Genomic DNA, 21,378 nt, shown 5'->3' on the forward strand with positions numbered 1-21,378 from the left:
TGTTTTTACCTCCCTATTTTTCGTTTCGCTAAGGTACAACGTTAGTTTACGTCCTCCCATTCATTCCTTAAATAGAAAGAATGGAAGACTTGATATGGAAATTCTTAAAAAAACTTAAGCGGTATGAACACAACGGCCAACGATGGATGGCGTATTTGTATTAATTCCATACCACCTTTTTCATTTTGTACATTGATCAAAGGAAGGTACACTTATATGATTTAAACAAGCCACACTTCTGTTCGTGAATCTGTCGACAATTCGCGCAACTTGAAAGGGCTTTCACTAATTTATAATTCGATTATAGCGTATGGTCTTCATTTTCAAATACTAGAATTGAGGTGTTTATTTATGAAAAATAGTGCAAATAGCATAATTCTCCCATTCCTTCTCTGGTGTACATTTACTTTACTTTTAATTGGGGGGATATTACTCCCCACAAGCATTACACATGCAGCCACAACGGTAACCACCATGCCGGACATGCCAGGTTTAAGCACTAGTTCCGATTTTGCCGTTAAGGTGCGACCCGTAGGAACCAGTTCTTGGACAACCGTTAAAGTTTTTTCCTTTACGAATGAGTATAAACAAAATATGGCTAGAGTCACTGCCGATGGTCCTGTGGAAGTCCAAGTTACGGATCTCGTCGGCAATATTTCCTCTTATCAGTTCGAACCGAAGCGCTACAACATCACGCCAGTCGTGAACACTAACACGCTTACATTCACGGCTAGCCCACTTCAGAAGTTCGCCATCTCTTGGGGGACTAACATTCATAATTGGCTAACACTTGTAATCGAACCCGTTGAGGTTAATCCTCCGGGACCGAATGATGCCAATGTCGTCAACATAGCGAACTTTGTAACGGATAATACAGGCGCTACCGACGTATATGCCGGCATCGACAAAGCGATCGATTACTTACTTTCGACATCTGGTAAATCCATTATTTATTTCCCTGATGGCATATACCGCACGCATTCCATTGAATTAAATCTTGTAGACAATATTTCCTTCTACTTCAGTGCGGGATCGAGAATTGTATGGGATGAAAATAGCTGGGGATCCAACATATTCAGGGTAAGCGGCAGCAATAACGTTAAGTTTTATGGCAGAGGCATACTCGACGGTACATATAGGATTCATGGAGGAAGAGGTGCATCCGGGTTGGGATGGTGGGATGGCATCAACATGACCCATCTGTCGGGAAGGATTTCTAACGGACTCGTTGTTGACGGGATTTGGTTCATGGATACGCCAAACTCCCCTATGCGCACAGAGGGCGGTAATAATGCTACCTTCTACAATACGAAATATGTGAACTACGGTGGAACAATGAATGATAACATTGTCATCTATGGTGGCTCCAATATTACATTCGACGAAAGTATTGGTCTTGCTGCAGATGATTCCTGGTCTGCTCATACAGGAGCTTGGGGAGGATTTACAAGCACCTATAATGTAAGTTTCACGAACAGCACTTACATTTCTAGGGCCGATGGCGGTTCCGGAGGCATTGCTTATGGTTGTAACGAAGCGAACTATGAGGGCGGAGATGTATGGGGGATTTCCTACAAGAATCTCTCCATTCCCCAGTTCGGACAAACGTTAGATTCCTTTAACAGCCCATTGAACGGTAAGTATGGCAATTTTTTATTCGACAACGTCCAATTTACCGGATCATCGTCGACCACGCATACAGCATTCGATCATTTCGCCAATTTGAGTGGTACGATTATACTCAACAACATGGTCTTCAAAGATACAGGAGGACAAATCGCAGGAAATCCCTCCAATAAAATAACAGACCTGTACATCAATAACCTGAAAATGAACGGCAATACCATTAACTCAGCAGCTCAGGGCGGATTTACGATAACCGATACCGATAATGTACATTGGAATGCTAGCTATCCGACTTTCACTCAACCTGCTCCTGTGTCTGCGCCTCCGGCAATACCCGTGTACAGTTTGCCTATTTCTGATAATTTTAACAACGGAACGCTTATGAATTGGACGGATTTATCAGGTTCGCATAATAACACCGATCATATTGCCAACGTAAATGACCCAAGCACCTCAGATAGGAGCATAAGTCTGAATGATCTTGAATGGAGTGGCGTTGCCGGTATGATCAAACGCTTCACACCTCAAGGGCAAGATAAAGTCGTTACCATTGAAATGGATTTAAAGCCTACGGCAAACAATAAGATTTCTAATGTTTACATTAATGACAGAGTAGGATCAATTGTAGGCGGATTAAGATTTTATAATAACGGAAAAATTAAATACTTTGGTACCAAGGGGTCCAATTTTGAACCGGGCATTGATATTATGAACTACAATGCAAATACATGGTACCATTTGAAGTGGGTATTTGACGTAGGTCAAATGAAGTATGATCTTTATATTGGAACGGGAAGAGGTGTAATACCGAGTACCGCGACGCTAAGTGGGATTGCATTCAAGCATGAAATTCCCAATATTGCCAGCGTTCGTATGGACACTGAGAGCACTTGGTTGATCTACGATCAGCAGATTACTTCCTTTAATGTGGACAATGTAGCGATCACTTCTGCAAACAGTGCTAATAGCCTAGTAAATGATAATGCTTCAGGGGTAACCTATACAGGTACATGGAGTTATGCTCCCGGCCGTATTTACGGAGACTATTTCGATGATGTGCATCATACGACTACTAATAACGACTACGTGCAATATACATTCACCGGGACTGGAGTCAGCTACATCACGGAGAAGAACACGGACCAAGGCAATGTTGATGTATACATCGACGGTGTTTTCCAAACCACAGTTAACTTAAATGCTTCTAGCCGGGCCGTCCGGCAGAACGTATATAGCAAAACAGGATTGCCCTTTGGAACACATACGATTAAGCTTGTTAAAACATCAGGGACATACATGCTGATTGATGCCTTTAATATTCGTACAAATTCAGTCCCAACAACGGCTAACGACAATGCGAGTGGAATAGCCTACACCGGCACGTGGGCGGTTTCCAGCGCCCGAGGCTTAGGCGACTACAACGACGATCTCCACTATACTTCCACGAATAATGACTATGTTGAGTACACCTTTACAGGAACGGGAATCAGCTATATCGCAGAGAAAAACAGCGATGAGGGCAATGTCGATGTATATATCGACGGAGTCTTGCAAACAACAGTTAATTGCCATGCATCCAGTCGTTTAGTCCAGCAGGTCATATACAGTAAAACTGGATTGTCTAGCGGCTCCCATACGATTAAGCTTATTAAAACATCTGGAACCTATATGGTGGTTGATGCGTTCAGTGTTACTCCGTAATCCGCTGCTCTAGTCACAACGAAGGAGGATTCACAATTAAGCTATTCCTAAATTGTGAATCCTTCTTTCGGTGACTCAAGGCTTTGCTGGCTACTTCGTTAGTTAGCCGCCCATCAACAAGCGTACCCGATCTTTGACACTAATGAGCTTAGATTTTTTAATGTGTGTATGTTAGACTTATATCTGAAATCGGAAGGGAGAAGAACCATGGGCAGAAAGCAATCTTATACGGAGTCGGAACTACTAGACATAACAAAAAAGTTAGTTCTTGAGCATGGGTATGACGGATTTCATCTCAAGTTGCTTTCGCAGCATTTACCGGGTGCACGTAGTACAATTTATCAATATTATTCAAATAAAGAAGAAATTGTTGCGGCCTGCATGAAGCGTGTCATTGAGACGGTTATCAAAAAGACATCGGCAATCGATGAAACCAACTCTATGCAAGCTCTTCAGGGATTGCTTGACATATATGTAGAAGAATCCAAGTTGCATCAACTGTTAAGCGATGCTCATAAAATCAGCCCAGTAAATTCGTCCGCGACTAGTCGTGATCTTATATTTGTTGAGCAAGCCCATATTACATTAAAGGATCAACTGACTCGTCTCTTCCAAAGAGCCCAACAGGAGAAAAATCTCAGGGGAGATATCCCCCTCCCCATACTCATCGGTGGTTTTTTCAACCTCATTAACATCCCAAACATGATGAACGTCCCTAATCCCCAATGGAGTAAGCTATTGTTTCAAATGTGGATGGGAGGAGCTCAAAGTTAAGGAGGGCTTCTCTTGAATTTGACATAAGTGTCATTTATATTGTTTAATAAGTGAAGACAGATGGCATTGCCTTTTGTCGTAATTGACACATGTGTCATAATCGTAGATAAGGAGATGGAGAACATGTTTTTAGCATTAAGGGAAATCATGCATAGCAAGATGAAATTTTCTATGATCGTCATTATATTTGTCTTGATTGCCTGGTTAGTATTCATCCTTTCGGGATTGGGTAATGGATTATCAACACTTGCGGCGTCAAGCTTCCAGAACATGAAAGCCGATTATGTTGTCTTTGAACAAGGGTCACAGTCGTCCATGGGTAAGTCCCTATTGTCTGACCAATTGGTTGCAGAAGCAGAGAAATTGCCTAATGTAACTGCCGCATCCCCAATGGGGAGTACGATGGCTACGGCTTTGAAAGGCACTAGCACAAAGAATGAAGATAAGGTCGATATTGCAATCTTAGGCATTCTCCCCGGCAGCTTCCTGGAGCCTACTGTAATCGAAGGCAAAGGATTATCTGCGGAAGATCCAACAGGCGTTATTGTGAACAAGACAATGAAAGATGAAGGTTTTAAACTTGGAGATACGTTTCAATTGGACGGATCCACACAATCATTGACGATTAGCGGGTTCGTCGACAACCAGACCTACAACCATATTTCAGCCGTATTTGTTCACATCTCCGAATGGCGGAAGATTACCTTCGCCGCGCCGGGGTCGGATAAGGGAGTTGCGGGTCCGGTCAACGCAATTATGTTACAGGGCGAGCAAATCGATCCTGCGCTTATTAGCAGCAAGCTTTCCAACACAGATACTGTGACACGTGGAGCAGCGATTTATGGTATGCCGGGGTATAAGGAAGAAAACGGGACCATTATGATGATGCTGGCCTTTTTGCTCGCAATCTCCGCATTCGTTCTTGGTGTCTTCTTTTATGTCATTACGATGCAGAAAACAAACCAATTCGGCATTATGAAAGCCATCGGCGCAAGAAACGGCTTTTTGGGTAAAGCCATTGTCTCTCAAGTCTTTTTCCTATCGCTGACGAGTATCGTTTTTGGCGTCTTACTCACATACGGGACAGCTGCAATTATGCCGAAGGGGATGCCGTTCAAGCTGGAGCCGAGCCTCGTCATCGAGTATTCAATTATCCTTCTTGTCATAGCAGTCCTCAGTTCATTGGTCTCCGTTAGAAAAATAACTAAAATTGATCCGCTTAAAGCGTTAGGGAGGGTTGAATAATGACGGCAGGTTTACAAATCAGCAGCGTCACAAAGTATTATGCCGAGGGGAACAACAGAATATCCGCGCTTGAACAAGTGTCCATCTCGGTGGAGCCTGGAGAGTTTGTTGCTGTCGTCGGACCTTCCGGTTCTGGCAAGAGCACTTTTTTATCAATAGCAGGTGCACTGCTCAAACCCTCGGAAGGTGAAGTCAACTTGAATGGACATCTTCTGTCCAAGCTCACCGATAAAGAACTGTCACATATAAGATTGAAGGAAATCGGGTTTATTATGCAATCATCTAATCTTGTTCCTTATCTGAACGTCCTTGACCAAATTCTCTTAGTCAAGAGGATGTCGGGGAAGGTTCGAGCCGAAGATAAAACATTCGCAATTAAGTTGCTGGACGAATTGGGACTCCATTCGAAGCTGAAGAACTTCCCGGATGAGCTGTCCGGAGGCGAGAAACAGCGTACGGCTATCGCACGTGCATTGATTAACAATCCAAACGTTATCTTAGCAGATGAGCCCACGGCCAGTCTGGATACCAAGCGTGCTCATGAAGTGGTGAGTCTGATCGCAAATGAGGTTAGGTCGCGTCAGAAAGCGGCCATTATGGTCACGCATGATGAGCGTATGCTTGAATATTGCGATAAAGTATACCGGATGGAAGACGGCAGATTATCGCTCTGAATGGCAAGATCGTCATGCCAGATGTTCAAAAATTTAATCAGGTTTAAAAATGAGGTTAACCATTCACTGGCTAACCTCATCTTTTTATTGTGGAGCGAAGTTATCAAATAAACTATTGGTCCCTTTCGAATAGTCGTATTGAATATCATACAGCTTATGGCAGGTTCTTCTAACTAGGACCTTCAGTACTTGGTATATGCATAAAGCTGTGCCCATAAGCCTAACCCCATTTGCGAGCATACCCGATAACCGCTTCGCTGCAGTTCCATGCCCCCAGCATTATGCTGAGCAACGCCCGTCAATATGCCATCTGGCGATAGGTAGGGGGAAAGCGCCAAGAGATTATGATTGGCGATCGACATGTAGCTGCTAGGTAACAACTGACAACTAGCCGCTAAGGCTAAGGCAGCCGAAATTCCTGCTGAGCCAGAGGTATCAATTCCCGTCTTAGGATCATCCACGAAACAAGACCACAACCCGTCTGGCTGTCTCCAATCCATTACCACCCCAGCAATACGGGAAATCTCTGCCTCTAACTCATCCATTCCTGCTAGGTTCGCGAAAGGAGCATTTTTGAGCTCGACGCAGGTTTTAACCAAACCTAAGCAATACCAAGCAAAGGCTCTCGCCCAGTTGCGAAAGGTATGTTCTTGCGATTTGCGACGATAGCGCAAGTACACACACTGCTCGCGTGCCAGGCAATCTCTTCGCAGCAGAATTTGCGCAATTGCTTGCTCCGCTAAATCCTGACGCTTGAACTGCCTCGCCATAACGGCAAGCGGGTACGCCACTGTATACGAGCCTTCTGCCGAGACCATGTCTTCATCGATGACAGCACCGCTGTTCTTTTTACTTGTAACCTCAAAGAATTCAAGCGCTTTACGAACCACAGGATGATCCAAACGGTATTTGGCAATTACAGCCAGCGGCAGCGTCGCTTCAATTGTAGTAAACGTACCGTCAGCCTGTTTACCTTGCAAATCCTCATAGAGCAACTCTCCCTGCTCATTAAAAAACTGGCTGAAATGCAAATCTAGGATAGGATTCACCCGATTTTCTCCCTGAATCGGCTGTAAGCTGTACAGCCCATCCAACACACATCCCTCCATCCAGCCGAAAGGTTGAATGGACGATAACGAAAGAATTGTATGCAAGGCTTCCTCCTCGCGTGAGTCTGGCTCTCCTATCAACAAGTGAGGTGTGAAAAGCACACGCGTCTCCTCACCAAAAAGAGTATCAAATACCCATAGCTGCTGCTCCCCGCCTTTGAGCTCCAGTCGTACGCCCTCATTTAGTGCTGCTGCAGTTTGTTCCGCCGAAAGCAGCAGCTCAAAGGGCTGAAATGCATAGGCGAATCGTATATCGATGACACCGATCCATTCATTCGATCGACGCAGGAACACATCAACCTGTTGGGCATCCCGATAATCTAATGCAACAGTAATCCGCAATCGACTGACTTGACCTGGTGCTTGCTTCAACTGCTCTTCGTTCAACTGCCATGTCAAGGTTAGTTGATCCTGACCTTCTCCCAAATGGACGCCATGCCAGCCCCTGCAATTTGTTTACCACTTGGTAGTACCGTCTTAGACGCACTAACTATGTGAGCGGGCAAATATTGAACCTGTCTCATCTTGGTCCCCTCTCCTATTTGAACTGATCACGATATTGGCTCGGTGTAATTTGCACTATTTTTTTGAAATTTCGATTAAAATTCGAAGCAGTGCTATACTGCAGCTTTTCTGCGATATCTGCGATCTTCATATCCGTCTCTTGCAGCCAGCGCTTGGCAACTTCTATTCGATAATTAGAAACATATTCTGTGAAATTAACACCGGTATCCTTTTTAAACACACGGCTAATATAACTGGGATGGTAATGAAATCTGGCAGCGAACATCTCAACGCTTAAATTTTGGTCGTAATATTGTTCGACCTCCGAAATCATCAGCATCGAAATATTCACATCCTGCTTGCGCTGACGCTCCTTCGTCCAAGCAAGAAGCGGCCCAATAATCTGTTTCCAAAACCATTCCTCGATCTGTTTGGCTGTATGCATACGAACCAAAATTTCCGAGGAGAAAATCTCTTTTTGGAAAACAGCTTGTACCGATTCACCTGCATCCTGAACAAGCCCGGTTAAGTTGTTAAATAAACGTCCAATAAAATGCTGATAATCGTAGTGATTCATCTGGTTTTTCAGAAAATCTGCAATAATAGCCTGCAATCTTTCCTGCGCCTGCTCTGCATTCGACTGCTTGATGGCCTCCATAATCTGGAATTCTAGCTCTTTCGGATAACGGAACATCTGCGCTTTATTAGGCTCCACCTCGTCAATGAATAGAATCGACTCCGATCCCAGTCTAACGCGATAAGCCAATGCATCCAGACTTTCTTGATGAGCGAGCGGTGCATACATAAAACTCGCATACCTTCTGCTAATCCCTATACTAATTTTCAGATTCAAATATTGCTTAATGCTATTACGTATTTCTTCCGATTTATTAAACACCTGTATTTTTAATGGCGTATCATCTTCTAGACCACCACCTAAGAACAGTACGAATCCCTGGTTCTGAACAATTGAGCTGAGCCGCATGGACTGTGGGACGATCTCTTCGATCATATTATGAATCGCGTACAGCATTAACTCCATATCCTTGTCGGTAAAGCGCGTCCCTTCCAGCGTATCAATTTGAAGCGCCAGCACACACCAGTGATCCCAATTTGCCGGAAAGTCATGCCGTACGAGCTGCTCCTCCATGGACTCTAGCCGAATATCCCCTGAAAGCAGCTTGAATACAAAAAATTCACGCGTCTGGTTATGAAGAAATACCATTTCTTCCTTCATCTTCGTGCTTGATTGCGTCAAATGATTTAAATGCTCGCTAATATAGGTCAGTTCATTGTTCTGCCTCTGCTTATGGTCTGGCTGAATGGAGCGATATATCAGACGAATCGGTGAGTATAGCTTATGCGAAAAAAAGAAAGATGTGGTGATTACAAGTGTGATCAAAATCGCTACAAAAAAAATCGTATAGAGCTTGATTCCATTAGATTTGCTCATCACATACTCCAATGGGGTAATGGATGCATAAATCCAATTGTTGTATAGCGCATGATTATAATGAATAACAAAGTCCTGACCATCCTGTTTATAGAAGAAAAAACCTTCCTGTTCACCGCTTGTGAGAATTTGCTGATAATAGTTCTCGGCCTGCATATTTACTCCGATATCCTGATTGTTCAAGCTGCCGACAACTAACCCAAGATCATCGATAATCAGTGTACGACCTTTACTGGCATCACCGGTAAGACGCTTACTCAGCTCCTGCATAGGAACATTGATTGTAATGATGCCATCCGGGTTGATCGCATTCAACGGAATATGCTTAATTAGCTTAAATACATAACCAGACTTCTCATCCTCTGTCAGCTTCCAATAAGAACGGCGGGAGTCATCCCGATATGATTTCAGCAATTCTTCCAAATTGAATAGCAGTTTATCATGCTTCTCAATCACAAGGCGACCCTTCATCGGATAGACAGCGCCGCTCTCAACAATCCAATCCTGACGATAGCTCATCAAATGGATATCTTGAATACCCAATTCGAACACTTGAATATGTATGAGCTCGTAGAGCAGCTTCTCAAAGAACTCATGGTATTCGTAGTCAAAAGGCATATCCAATACCGTTTGCATCGAGGTTGCATTCATCATGGCCGTTCCGCTAATGGTTTGCGTCGCTAAAGTATCGATGGTTTTAAGTAAAGATTCGACCTTCTCCTTGTTCTGCTTCAAAATGAGCCGATTGCTGGCAATAATCTCTTCCTCCAGAATGGCTGATGATTTGTTAAAGGAGAGATAGCCTAGAAGCACGACAGGCAGTATCCCGACGATACAGCTAAGCAATACTAAATTTGTGAAAAATCTGGATGTCTGAAATCTTCTCATCGTGCGCCCCTCACTCTATCCTTATTCCTTGCCCTATACATCATATCATGGAAGTAAGAAAGGGGCTGCATCCTTAGATACGCCCCTTTAAGCCAACCTTACTTTTTCTTGTAAAGCTCAGATAGTTCTTTGGCTACCTGATCGCCGCCAATTTTTTTCCATTGTTGAACGGCTGCGTCGAAGCCCGCATCATCGATTTTGCCCATAATGTATTGCGTTCGCGCATCAGTCAAGAGGGTTTTCAACTGCGACTCCTTCTCTGTTTGAGTTGGGGAGATCAAGCCCATGGATGGATCCTGAACACTTGCGCCAGCAAGCTCAATCATTCCCTTTTTTATCATGACATCCGTATCTGACGTACCTGTTGGGTATACAAGCGCATCTGTCGTAATCAAGTTTTTGAGGTCGTCCGCATTAAATTGCTCTGCCGCTGGTTTTTTGTCATTCTCTTGGGAAATACGAACAAATTCAGCTTTCGCCTCATCACTATTCTCTGTATTAAAGTAACGAAGAACCTCACGAAGTTCTTTTTCTGTCTTCACGCTCGTTTTCGGAATTAAGGCACCGCCGAAATGGCCAGCAGTCGCATAGGATTTACCGTTGATAGGCGGACTTACGGTCATTGTATACTTATTTTTCGTATCTGCCATTTGGAGATAATAGAATGGTACGACAGCATCAATGGATTCGATAGTGACACCAACTTTATTGTTGTATAAATCTTTTCTACCTTCATTCCGCACAACGATAGCAAAGTTTTTGTTGATTAAATCTTCGTTATACAATTTGCGCACGAAAGTTAATGCTTCACGATACTCTTTGGTTTCTATATCTTTGGTAAAATTCCCACTCTTGTCCACCGTCCAATTGTTCGGTGTGCCAAACCATGCGAAAATATCAGCTGGGATACCATTTTCATAAAGCATGAGGCCGTACGTATCATTGACACCATTTTTATCTGGGTCCTTCTCTTTAAAGGCTTTCAACATATTGTAGAATTCATCCATCGTCTTCGGTTCTGTAAGACCTACATTATCCAGCCAATCCTTGCGAATAACCGTACCTACACGTACAAGTGGGCGTGGACGGGGAATCACATAATATTTCCCATCAATAGCAAGATTATTTAAGATTGCTGGATCGTATTTCTTCAAATTAGGAAACTCATTCAAGTAGGGCGTTAAGTCCCAGAACATGCCGGATCGTATACCGTTAAGCACCGATGTAATGAACGGATTTTCAACCATAATCGCTTGGGGCATCTCACCCGAGGTCATCGTGACGTTCAATTTCTCGTTGTATACATTGAACGGTACATATGTAATATCTAGCTTCGCATTCGCGATGCGCTCTGTCTCTTTGACAACAGGCCCATCTGGTTTCGGAGCCGTATTCGAAAAATACACGTTCAGCATCGACACTTTAGCAGGTCCTGCCGGTGTGGCAGGGCTTGAACTTGAACTTGAACCTGAACCTGCACTTGGGCTCGATGTCCCCGATGTGTTGTCTGATGATGAACAGCCCGATAGTATTGCGGAAACAGCTAGAACCATCGTGAGCGACAGCCCCCATGTCTTAACCACTTTGTTGTTTTTCACAATTACTCCTCCTTAGTTGTTGAACAGGTTATATTAGGCGGCTGTATATCTAAGTATAGCCGCATTGAAACCATTACACCCACATATAAATGCCATCTTCCCGCAATTCGAGCTCTGCTTTCTCTAAACTTTCTTGATCAGCATTCGTCATGTCGACTAACTTGCCTTGACGTAGTTTGGTCTGAGGATCTACTAGATGCTCCCCCGTAGTCAGATCGAATTCCCAGCCATGCCATGGGCATCTGACAATCTCATTCTCACGTCCGAGCTTGTACTCGTAGACAAGGGATGGCAGACGCGTCCCGGTTATGACTCCTTTACAAACAGGAGCACCAAAGTGCGGGCAGGCATTCCGCCATGCGTAATATTCGCCTTTCACCTTATAAATGCCGTATTCGGCATTTTTGACCTTTACGATTTTGCAGGTACCTTCCACAATTTCATCCTTTGCAGCTACCCAAACCTTTTCCATGGATGCATTCCTCCTGTTTACTATCCCTTCACAGAGCCAACTAAGGCGCCTTTTGCAAAGTATTTTTGTAAAAATGGATAGACGACCAAGATCGGCGTAGTAGCCACCGTGATAACCGCCATTTTCACTGTTTCTGGGGGTATAGCGGACTCCCCGGCTACTGAACCCTGCTCAACAAAGCCTGCCTGGGAAACCATGACAATCTGTCTGAGCAGCACCTGAATGGGCCATTTCACTGTATCGTTAATGTACAGAATAGCCTGCATGTAGGTGTTCCATTGAAGTACCGCGTAGAACAACGTCAGCGTAGCAATCGCCGGCATGGAAAGCGGAATAACAATGCGGAAGAGCATCCGTACGTCTCCGCATCCATCAATTTTCGCGGATTCCTCAAGCTCCTCAGGAATGTTCTTGAAGAAATTAATCATAATAATGAGATAGAAGGCGATAATTGCTCGTGGCAGGATGAGCGACCAATACGAATTCAACAGGCCAAGCTCCTTCACGACGAGATAATCGGGGATCATGCCTCCGTTGAATATCATTGTAATTACAACGAGGAACATGATGATCCTACGGAAATGGAAACGGTTCCTCGATAACGGATACGCGAATAAGGTTGTAAACAATAAACTTATCAGCGTACCAGCAACCGTGATCAATACGGTAATGCCTAAACTTTTGGGCAGCGCATTGGTTGAGAAAATATACTTATAGGCTTTCAATGAGAAATCTTTCGGAAATAGTAGGAAACTTCGAGAATTATACTCGGCAACTGATGCGAATGAACTGGAAATAACATGGATAAATGGCACGACCGTAATTAGCGCAAACAAGATCAGCAAGAAAGCATTAATCCCGTCAAATAAATAGTTCCCCCAACGTTTATCCGTCATTTAGTAGAGACCCTCCTCGCCTGATTTCTTCACAAGCCAGTTAGCCGACACGACAAGGATCAAGCCTACAACACCTTTAAATAGGCCAACTGAAGTCGCATAACTGAGCTGCCCGTCAACTAAGCCCACGCGATACACATAGGTATCGAATACCTCGCCCACATCTCGAGTCAATGAGTTGACAATATTGAAGACATGATCGAAACTTGTTTCCAAAATATCACTTATTTTCAGCAGCAGCAGAATTACAATGGTACTGCGAATGCCTGGCAAGGTGATGTGCCAAATTTGACGGAAACGCCCTGCGCCATCTATTTTGGCAGCCTCATATAACTCAGGGCTTATTGCCGCCAAGGCAGCTAGATAAATAACAGTTCCCCATCCGCTATCCCGCCAGATGACTTGTAAAATGTACATGGGACGGAAGAAATCCGGATTCATCATGATCGAAAATTTTTGGAGACCTAGCGTTGCAAGCAAGGATTGGAACACACTTTGTTCGGATTCAAAAATAACAAAAAACATCGCGACAACAACAACCCAAGACATAAAGTGCGGAATATAGACGAGCGTTTGAACCCAGCGCTTAAACCACTCACGGCGCAATTCATTCAGCATTAAGGACAGAATAATTGGCGCTGGAAATGCAAAGACCAATTGATAGAATGAAAGCATTAACGTATTGCGCAGCAGCATGGAGAAATCAGGATCTGTGAATAAGCGATGAAAATGCTTCAGTCCTACCCACTCGCTACCGAAGAAACCGGTGAATGGCTGGAAGTTCTGAAAGGCGATTATGACGCCGCCCATTGGCCAATATTTAAACAAGATAAAATAGAGAATACCTGGCAAGGCCATGATGTACAGCCAGTGATCACGTCGTATATCTTTGAGCAATGTTAATCTGATTCTGGTTGCCTTCACCGGTAATCCCCCTCACTTCAAAATCTCCTTCTTATGCAAACCATATAAGGCTGCCGCATTTCCACCTTGAACTTTCTTGCGAAGCTCCTTTGGAAAAGCAGAGAGTACCATCTTGGGATGATCAAAATCCCAATGCGGATAATCGCTTGAGTATAGAATGCGATCCTCCATCTTGCACATCTGAATGAGTTGCACGAGATGCGCCGGCACCTCCGGTTCCTCAATCGGCTGTGTCGTTAAATAGACATGTTCCCTAAGGTACTCCGAGGGGAGCTTTGAGAGCCATGGCGTCGTATCCCGCAGCGCTTTATAGTTCTTATCCATTCGCCACATCAGATGAGGCAGCCAAGCGATACCGCCTTCAATTGCAACCACTTTTACACCAGGAAATTTCTCGAAAACCCCCTCACACACCATGCTATTGATGTGCGCCATATAATTGGTCGGGAGAATATTATGCCATTCCATATAGCGTGATGGATAACCGGAAGGTGTCGGCGCTCCAGTTATACCGCGTCCCTCTGTCCCTGGATGGATGGAGACAGGCAAGCCCATCCTCTCTGCAGCTTCATAAATAGGATGAAAAAACCGATTTCCATATAAGCGTGTACTGCCGCTGCACATGATAACTTCGACTATATCTGGATGCCCGCCGATTCGCATAATTTCCTTTGCAGCGTACAAGGGATCCGAATGGTTAATCACCATAGCGCCTTTATAGCGATCATCTATAGATAACCAATGATCAATTAAATAATCGTTATAGGCGGATATCACTGCATTACCATAATCGATATCGGGATTGAGCGATATTTCCAAGGCATTTTGCCCTGTTAAAATCACATAATCAAAGCCATAACGTTCAATGTGATCCTTCACCAGGAAGATCGGGTCACTGCCAGAGCTCACGCCCTCTTCAGGAATGGCATCTTTTCTCAGCACGCCTACTGGTGAGTAATAAGGCGTACCTACACCTGTCCCAGAGCCGATCCATTGTTGATGCCACGGTTTATCTAAGTAAGGAAGCAAATCATGAGGGTCTCTAATCCCATTGTGCACATCGGTATCAATGAGCATCGACTGTGTAGGTACATGTTGAGTATCGTTGTGATTCATCTGTTTCACCTTTCCTCGTCGTTGTGATGTCCTGCTTGCTATTTATCTTAGCTCGTGGGAAACTTACCGCCTATAATCAAATCATGATAGTCTGCAAACGCAGGAGGAATAAGGTCTTTCAGCCGGATATAATCTTTATTTGCATTCCTAGAATCATTACGTGACCGAAGTTTGGGGTGATTGCGATACCATTCCTATTCTTTATTGAGAACCTAGTCAAGCAAAGTTAAGTCGAATGGACACTCTTTATGTCTGTTTTTGTTTAAATCCATAGATAGATGGAAACAATTTACTTGAGGGGTTTGGATGTTTAGGGGGATATCAATGCAGAACAAATTAGGTAGTGAGCTCATCGGTATCAGTGGCGCGTTTTCGATTATCATATTGGCCATAGGATTAATGAATCATGTTATGGTCATCCCTCCTCTGCTCCATGAAGCCAAACGAGATGCATGGGTAAGTGTATTAGCTTCAATACCTCCATACTTAGCGTGGACAACTCTTCTATACTACATCATGCGAAAAACAAACCAACAACCACTTTTCCCATGGTTGACACACCATTATGGAAGAGTGATTTGCGGAGCCTATCGCATATTATTCATCGTTTACCTCTTCTTCATTATTATCATGACATTAAAGGAAACCACGATGTGGGCACATTATTCCTTTTTGCCACGCACTCCTCAATGGGCACTTTCCATTTCCTTAGTGCTAGTTTCCTGTTTTGCTGCAAAATACGGTATACAGACCATTGCGATTGCCTCAGGCATCTTGTTACCTTTTGTAGTCATTTTCGGAGACTTTGTCATGAGTGCAAATCTTCCCCAAAAAAAGTACTCCTTATTAACACCTGTTATTGAAAATGGAATAGGACCCGTGATCCATGGGAGTTTGTATATTGGCGGGGGGCTTGTCGAACTTATCATCATTCTACTTTTCCAGCATCAGATCAAATCGAAAGTACGTCTCTGGTCGTTATATGTGCTGGCTTGCTTTTTAGTCCTATTGATTCTGGGACCCGTAACAGGAGCAATCGCTGAATTTGGACCCTTTGAGGCTGCGGAATTACGATACCCTGCCTATGAAGAATGGCGGCTTGTTACGATAGGGAAGTACATCCGTCATATAGACTTCCTATCTATTTATCAATGGCTTTCAGGAGCTTTTGCCCGTATAGCCATTTCGATGTTTTTACTCATTGAAATGATGACAATTACTACGTATAAAAAGTATTCGGCCCTATGGTTATTGCTCCTTAGCATCGTGATCGTAGTTTTAGTAGAACTACCCATCAGTGATATGCAGTATACCTCATTCCTGAAGGGCTACTATTTACCTGGATCCTTATGGGGGGCCACTATTGTTTTGGTTACCTTATTCCTATTGGTACTTTTTTCTAAAAAGAAGGTGAAAAACAATGAAATCTAATTGGTTTCGGAGACTTATTACGAAAAACGAGGATGTTCGGGTTCCTTCCGAATCCTTCACCTCATCTTCACAAGATAAGGAATGGACGCCGGATGAGATTCGTCAGCTGTTTCGAAAATCGGCGGACATTAAAATGGATGAATACCAGTTAGGTAACACAGAGCATTTGCAAAACGTATTGCTATTTTACTGCGATGGGTTGACGGACACAAAACCAATCAACGAGTATTTGCTTCCTCGATTAACACAATTAGTTGACAATAATTTCAGTATGGAGCTGGATAAAAAATTAAAGCTAAACCGCATTCATCAGAAAGAGGATATCATTGATCGTGTTTTTTCTGGCGAACTTGTTCTATACTTTGAACAATTGAATGTGATATACACCGTTGATACAGCCGCCCCTCCTCATCGTCAACCCGAAGAATCGAACACTGAGATATCCATTAAAGGACCGAAAGACGCATTTGTAGAAGAATTGAGCACCAATGTAGCATTAGTTCGCAAACGGCTTCGCAGCAACTCTTTATGCTATGAACAGTTTACTATTGGCAAACGAAGCCGTAGTAAGGTTGCTCTTCTCTATATTGAGGATATTACACAAACCAGAATCGTGGATGAGGTCAGATCACGCTTGCAGCATATTGAGATAGATTTGCTGTTTAGCAGCAGCCAGCTGGAAGAAATTCTTTCAGATTCTTCTCGCTCACTATTTCCATTGCTGCATTACAGCACTCGTCCAGATTTCGTAGTGGACAGTCTGGTTCGCGGCAGGTTCAGCGTAATCGTCGAGGGTGCACCTACCGCCATCATTGGGCCCGCGAACTTAACGCTGCTGCTGAAAACGCCGGAAGACTCCTATATTCCATTCTATATGAGCTCGTTCGGACAACTGTTTCGCTTCGCTGGTCTTGTGATCTCCTTGCTGCTTCCCGGTTTTTGGGCTGCGCTTGCATCATTCAACCTGGAGCAACTTCCTTATCCTTTCGTGGCCACAATCTCTCTTTCACGTATCGGACTTCCTATGCCTGCTCCGCTGGAAGGATTCTTAATGATAGCTTTGTTTGAATTGTTCAGGGAGGCTGGTGAGCGTCTGCCCAAAGCGGTTGGGCAGACGGTTGCCGTTGTCGGAGGTATTGTCGTCGGAGATGCGGCGATTCGAGCCGGCCTTGCGTCCACTACCTTTCTCGTAATTGCCGCGATTACCGCCGTCTCCAGTTTCACTTTGGTCAATCAGTCCCTGGTCGGCACGGTCAGTATCATCCGACTCTTTGTCCTGCTGTGCGGGTCTACGCTCGGAATTTATGGATTTAATCTGGCAGTCATCGCCATTATCGTGTATCTCGCTTCGCTCAAGTCATTTGGTGTACCGTATCTTGCGCCATTATCCCCTATTCACTGGAAAGATTTGGTCATGGCTTTGCTCCGTAAGCCCTGGTACATGAAAAACCAAAGAGCCGAAATTCTACAAACCAAGGACTCTACCCGACAACAGGAGGAAACCTAATGCCTCGCATAGGAAAAATCACTATCCTATGGCTGCTGATGCTGTTGCTGTCAGGGTGTTGGGATATTAAAGATATACAAGATATGAACTATATCACCGCCATGGGGTTCGACCTTGACAATAACCAGTACCGCGCATATGTGCAAATGATTGACTTCTCCTCCGTTGCAAAAACGGAGTCGAGCAAACCGGCAAAACCAATACCTGTCTGGGTGGGGATAGGTACAGGGGAGACTCTAATTGGGGCATTTAATGATCTTTATAAATCCTCACAAATGCGTACATTATACGGTCAGCTTAACACGATTGTATTAGGTGAAAAACTCATGAAAACTGGTATGAACGATGTTTGGGAGTTCCTGAGCCGTTATTATGAATTCCGCCACACACCATGGCTGTTTGGAACGAAACAACCCATCGATGATTTGTTTGAGATCAGTCCTTTTTTTAATCTCTCTCCCATAATGTCCATATTGAATCAGCCTCACGAAGTATACAAACAACAATCTCTCATCGCTCCTTTAACCTTGAGAGAGTTTATTTCAGAGACGAATGAACCTAGCAATGCTACATTTCTACCTACATTATCGATCACGGAAGAAAATTGGAAGAGCGAGAATCAGCAAAAACCTTTGCTGAATATAGACGGTGTCTTTGTATTCCAAGATGAACATTTTCAAAAATGGTACGATTGGAGAAGTGTTCTAGGACTTAGGTGGGTAGAGCCCAAAACCCAACGAAGTCCGCTGCTGATCCGTGCTGGAGGAAAGCCTCAAGCATCTGTATCCTTGGAAAAGCCACAAATTACAATTACCCCACAGTCCGGAGAGGATCAAGTTATTTTTAACATGGACGTCAAGCTCTCAGGATATGTCAGCGAACTATTACAGCCGATACCTGAAGCAGATCTGGAGCTTAAAGTCGCGGAAGAAGTTAAGAAACAAATCAATAGTACCTACGAAGAAGGGCTTAAAACCGAATTGGATTTGATGCATTTAGAACACACTCTATACCGAAAAAAAAACGAAGAATGGAAAAAGTGGCGCGATCAGGGTGGCTTAAGACTAACATCGAACTCCCTAAACATTCATGTAGAAGTAAAATTAAACCACTCGGGAAGGGCCAAATATTAAGTCATTTGGGCAGCTCTATCTCAATACAAGTTCCTTCGCCAAGTTTACTTTTAATCGCGAAGGTTCCTTTATGATTATTGATAATTCTGCGTGTGACCATCAAGCCTAAACCGTTCCCGTTTTCTTTGTTTGTATAGAAGGGCTCCCCCACTTGGCACAACTCCTCTTCCGATAAACCAAATCCTTGATCAAGGATGTGAATTAGGACAAAACTCGGACTCGAGCTGTCTAGCTCAATTTTAATTGTACCGCCACCTGGCATGGCTTCCATCGCATTTTTCATCACATTAATAAACACCTGCTTCAACTGATTACGATCACATAGGATGTATGGATCATTGACGGAATCAAGGTGCATCTCAATTTCCACATTGTCCAAGCTTGCTTGTGACTCAAGCAGTTTGCCAACATGAAGTAAAATCTCACGAATATCTGCTCGCTGAAATTGCACTGCCTGTGGCTTGGCTAGCACCAGAAATTCACTGACAATAAAATTAATCCGGTCTAATTCGGAGAGAATAAGGTCCAGCTGGCTTTCCTTAATGACAACGTTTGATTTTTGCAGTTGAACAAAGCCTTTGATGGTAGTCAGTGGATTTCGAATTTCATGTGCGACACCTGCAGCCAGTTGTCCAATGACATTTAGCTTCTCCGATCTCCTAAGTACATCCTCGGCTTCTTTGCGAGCTGTAATATTTCTAGTGATTGAAGCAATCGCCACAATTTGCCCATTTTCGTCCCATATGGTTGAAATCGTGATACTAACATCAATAATACGGCCATCTTTCGTATAGCGTATTGTTTCATAATCCGCTACCGCCTCGTTTCGAAGTATGCGCGCGATTATTTCTTGGTAATCAGCCAGACATTCCGGCGGAATATTTTCCATTTTTTTACCATATAGTTCCTCAGGCGCCCAACCAAAGATACGCTCGAAAGCCTGATTCAATTGTGTAACATTACCTTCTAAATCGGTTACATGAATCGCATCAGAAGTATGATTGACAAAAGACTCCAGATAACCTTTGGTATGGCGAAGCTCATCGGCTACCTCATGAAGCTGTTTTGTGTAATCTGATAAGTTGCTAGTCATCAAATTTACTTGGAATGCGAGGTGACCGAGCTCGTCTTTCCCATTGTACTTTATTATGCCTTCGAACTTTCCTTTTGCGACTTGGTTAACTACGGATAGAATTTGACGAATGGGTCGAATCAGTAATCCAGACAATAGATAACCGGTAACCATAGTCAATATTAGGAGACTCAGTGAGATGATGACGAGTTTAATAAGCTGATATCGCAAGATGTCTTGGAGCGCTTTTGCATTAAAAATAATACGAATGACAAATGGCTTAGCCGTGTTCAGAATGGGGATAAGACTTTGAATAACGGGCTGATTCATGATCCGAATCTCGGTCGTTACAGTCTTTTTAGTTGTAAGCGCATCTTGTATAAGAGTGACATCATTCGTTTCGTCCGTATACTTATAGGTTCCAAAAATAATATCCCTTACATCCAAATTAAACACAGGCTGCCCTTTTTTTATTTTTATAATCGGCATTTTCCCAAAAAACTGCGGATCAATCCCGGTTACTTCGAGGATATTGCTGTTTTTCAATAGCATGTTAGTAATGACAGCATCTGTTCCTGTCGTTTTCTGGAAATCGAGAATATTTTGGGCATTTACATAAGGATTAATCATATAGTTCGTTGTTCCATCATAGTAATTCCCCCACTTATTAACGATATTAGGGGAGGATGTCGCATAATTAATTGGGCCAGACCAGTAATTATTTAACTTTTGACCTTGTGGGATGGATACTTGATGAAAATCAAAAAGCTGGTTAAAAGCCGTGTACCAGTAGTCCCATGTTTTTGAACTAAGATTAATTTCTTGCGGATCGCTTGAACGCAAAGCCACAATATCATTGTCCAATCGTTTCCAAAGTGTAATATGATCTACGCCAAGTTTGGCGCTAAGCTGGATGAGTTGCTCGTTCGTTACGTTTTCAATGTCGGGATCTAATTCGTGTTCAGCAAAAATAGCAACAGAACGCAGCCTCTCGCCAATTGCATCCTCGATATACTGACGTGCCTGCTGTGACACTTCAACCGTTGCACTAATCTGTTCAGCCATTGTAATCATCTGCTGTTCGGCTGCTTTCTTCAAACCCTCTTTCGTGCTGATGTAATAAATAGACATATTGAGAAGAAGAATGAAAGCGACCAATACAGAAATCCAGAACGTTAGCTTCACTTTAATGGACATGATTTCCTCCAGTATGTCTATGATGTTCGCGTAATTGCTAGTTAACAATGTCTTCGCT

General features: G+C 43.5%; 16 protein-coding genes. 7 read left to right on the forward strand and 9 right to left on the reverse strand.

The window, feature by feature from the left end; all coding sequences use genetic code 11:
* Positions 1–351 precede the first annotated feature (351 nt).
* The 4 genes from A8708_RS13635 (at position 352) to A8708_RS13650 (ending at position 6,020) form a co-directional block, all read left to right on the forward strand.
* The gene (locus A8708_RS13635) at positions 352–3,327 is read left to right on the forward strand and encodes a hypothetical protein (protein WP_068664222.1); all 2,976 of its coding nucleotides are present in this window, start codon (positions 352–354) and stop codon (positions 3,325–3,327) included.
* Between the two features lie 207 nt (positions 3,328–3,534).
* Positions 3,535–4,101, forward strand: a complete 567-nt coding sequence (locus A8708_RS13640) for a TetR/AcrR family transcriptional regulator (RefSeq protein WP_068664224.1) — start codon at positions 3,535–3,537, stop codon at positions 4,099–4,101.
* 123 nt (positions 4,102–4,224) lie between these two features.
* The gene (locus tag A8708_RS13645) at positions 4,225–5,346 is read left to right on the forward strand and encodes an ABC transporter permease (protein WP_068664227.1); all 1,122 of its coding nucleotides are present in this window, start codon (positions 4,225–4,227) and stop codon (positions 5,344–5,346) included.
* On the forward strand, positions 5,346–6,020 hold the full coding sequence (locus A8708_RS13650) for an ABC transporter ATP-binding protein (protein ID WP_068664229.1): 675 nt from the start codon (positions 5,346–5,348) through the stop codon (positions 6,018–6,020). The genes A8708_RS13645 and A8708_RS13650 overlap by 1 nt, the downstream gene beginning before the upstream one ends.
* Before the next feature lie 182 nt (positions 6,021–6,202).
* On the opposite strand, the gene A8708_RS13655 is transcribed toward A8708_RS13650, so the two are convergent.
* The 8 genes from A8708_RS13655 to A8708_RS13685 form a co-directional block, all read right to left on the reverse strand.
* Positions 6,203–7,555, reverse strand: coding sequence for a glycoside hydrolase family 88 protein (locus tag A8708_RS13655; RefSeq protein WP_204787528.1), 1,353 nt, complete (start codon positions 7,553–7,555; stop codon positions 6,203–6,205).
* Positions 7,531–7,653 carry a hypothetical protein gene (locus A8708_RS36820; protein WP_275667891.1) on the reverse strand — a complete coding sequence of 41 codons (123 nt, stop codon included), beginning with the start codon at positions 7,651–7,653 and terminating at the stop codon, positions 7,531–7,533. Before A8708_RS36820 ends, A8708_RS13655 begins: the two co-directional genes overlap by 25 nt.
* A 14-nt stretch (positions 7,654–7,667) precedes the next feature.
* Complete coding sequence (locus A8708_RS13660; protein WP_068664231.1) at positions 7,668–9,974, reverse strand: AraC family transcriptional regulator; 2,307 nt, start codon at positions 9,972–9,974, stop codon at positions 7,668–7,670.
* A gap of 98 nt (positions 9,975–10,072) precedes the next feature.
* Positions 10,073–11,572, reverse strand: a complete 1,500-nt coding sequence (locus A8708_RS13665; protein ID WP_068664232.1) for a type 2 periplasmic-binding domain-containing protein — start codon at positions 11,570–11,572, stop codon at positions 10,073–10,075.
* Positions 11,573–11,645: 73 nt separating this feature from the next.
* Positions 11,646–12,044, reverse strand: coding sequence for a Rieske (2Fe-2S) protein (locus tag A8708_RS13670; protein WP_068664235.1), 399 nt, complete (start codon positions 12,042–12,044; stop codon positions 11,646–11,648).
* 20 nt (positions 12,045–12,064) lie between these two features.
* Positions 12,065–12,940 carry a carbohydrate ABC transporter permease gene (locus A8708_RS13675; protein ID WP_068664237.1) on the reverse strand — a complete coding sequence of 292 codons (876 nt, stop codon included), beginning with the start codon at positions 12,938–12,940 and terminating at the stop codon, positions 12,065–12,067.
* On the reverse strand, positions 12,941–13,864 hold the full coding sequence (locus A8708_RS13680) for an ABC transporter permease (protein WP_068664239.1): 924 nt from the start codon (positions 13,862–13,864) through the stop codon (positions 12,941–12,943).
* 12 nt (positions 13,865–13,876) lie between these two features.
* Positions 13,877–14,980 carry an amidohydrolase family protein gene (locus A8708_RS13685; protein ID WP_068664241.1) on the reverse strand — a complete coding sequence of 368 codons (1,104 nt, stop codon included), beginning with the start codon at positions 14,978–14,980 and terminating at the stop codon, positions 13,877–13,879.
* Between the two features lie 324 nt (positions 14,981–15,304).
* Here A8708_RS13685 and A8708_RS13690 point away from each other — a divergent pair, with 324 nt between their 5' ends.
* From A8708_RS13690 to A8708_RS13700, 3 genes are read left to right on the forward strand one after another with little or no spacing between them, the layout of a single operon-like run.
* Positions 15,305–16,411 carry a GerAB/ArcD/ProY family transporter gene (locus A8708_RS13690; RefSeq protein WP_068664243.1) on the forward strand — a complete coding sequence of 369 codons (1,107 nt, stop codon included), beginning with the start codon at positions 15,305–15,307 and terminating at the stop codon, positions 16,409–16,411.
* Positions 16,401–17,918: a spore germination protein gene (locus A8708_RS13695; RefSeq protein WP_068664245.1), complete on the forward strand. Its 1,518-nt coding sequence runs from the start codon at positions 16,401–16,403 to the stop codon at positions 17,916–17,918. Before A8708_RS13690 ends, A8708_RS13695 begins: the two co-directional genes overlap by 11 nt.
* Positions 17,918–19,051 (forward strand): Ger(x)C family spore germination protein, encoded by a 1,134-nt coding sequence (locus A8708_RS13700; protein WP_068664247.1) that lies wholly within the window; start codon positions 17,918–17,920, stop codon positions 19,049–19,051. The genes A8708_RS13695 and A8708_RS13700 overlap by 1 nt, the downstream gene beginning before the upstream one ends.
* A 1-nt stretch (position 19,052) precedes the next feature.
* Here A8708_RS13700 and A8708_RS13705 read toward each other — a convergent pair whose 3' ends face one another.
* A complete protein-coding gene (locus tag A8708_RS13705) occupies positions 19,053–21,320 on the reverse strand; it encodes a PAS domain S-box protein (protein WP_068664249.1) in 2,268 nt (755 codons plus the stop codon).
* Between the last annotated feature and the right edge of the window lie 58 nt (positions 21,321–21,378).

It is taken from the genome of Paenibacillus oryzisoli (assembly GCF_001653565.1).
In the GTDB taxonomy this organism is placed as follows: Bacteria; Bacillota; Bacilli; order Paenibacillales; family NBRC-103111; genus Paenibacillus_E; species Paenibacillus_E oryzisoli.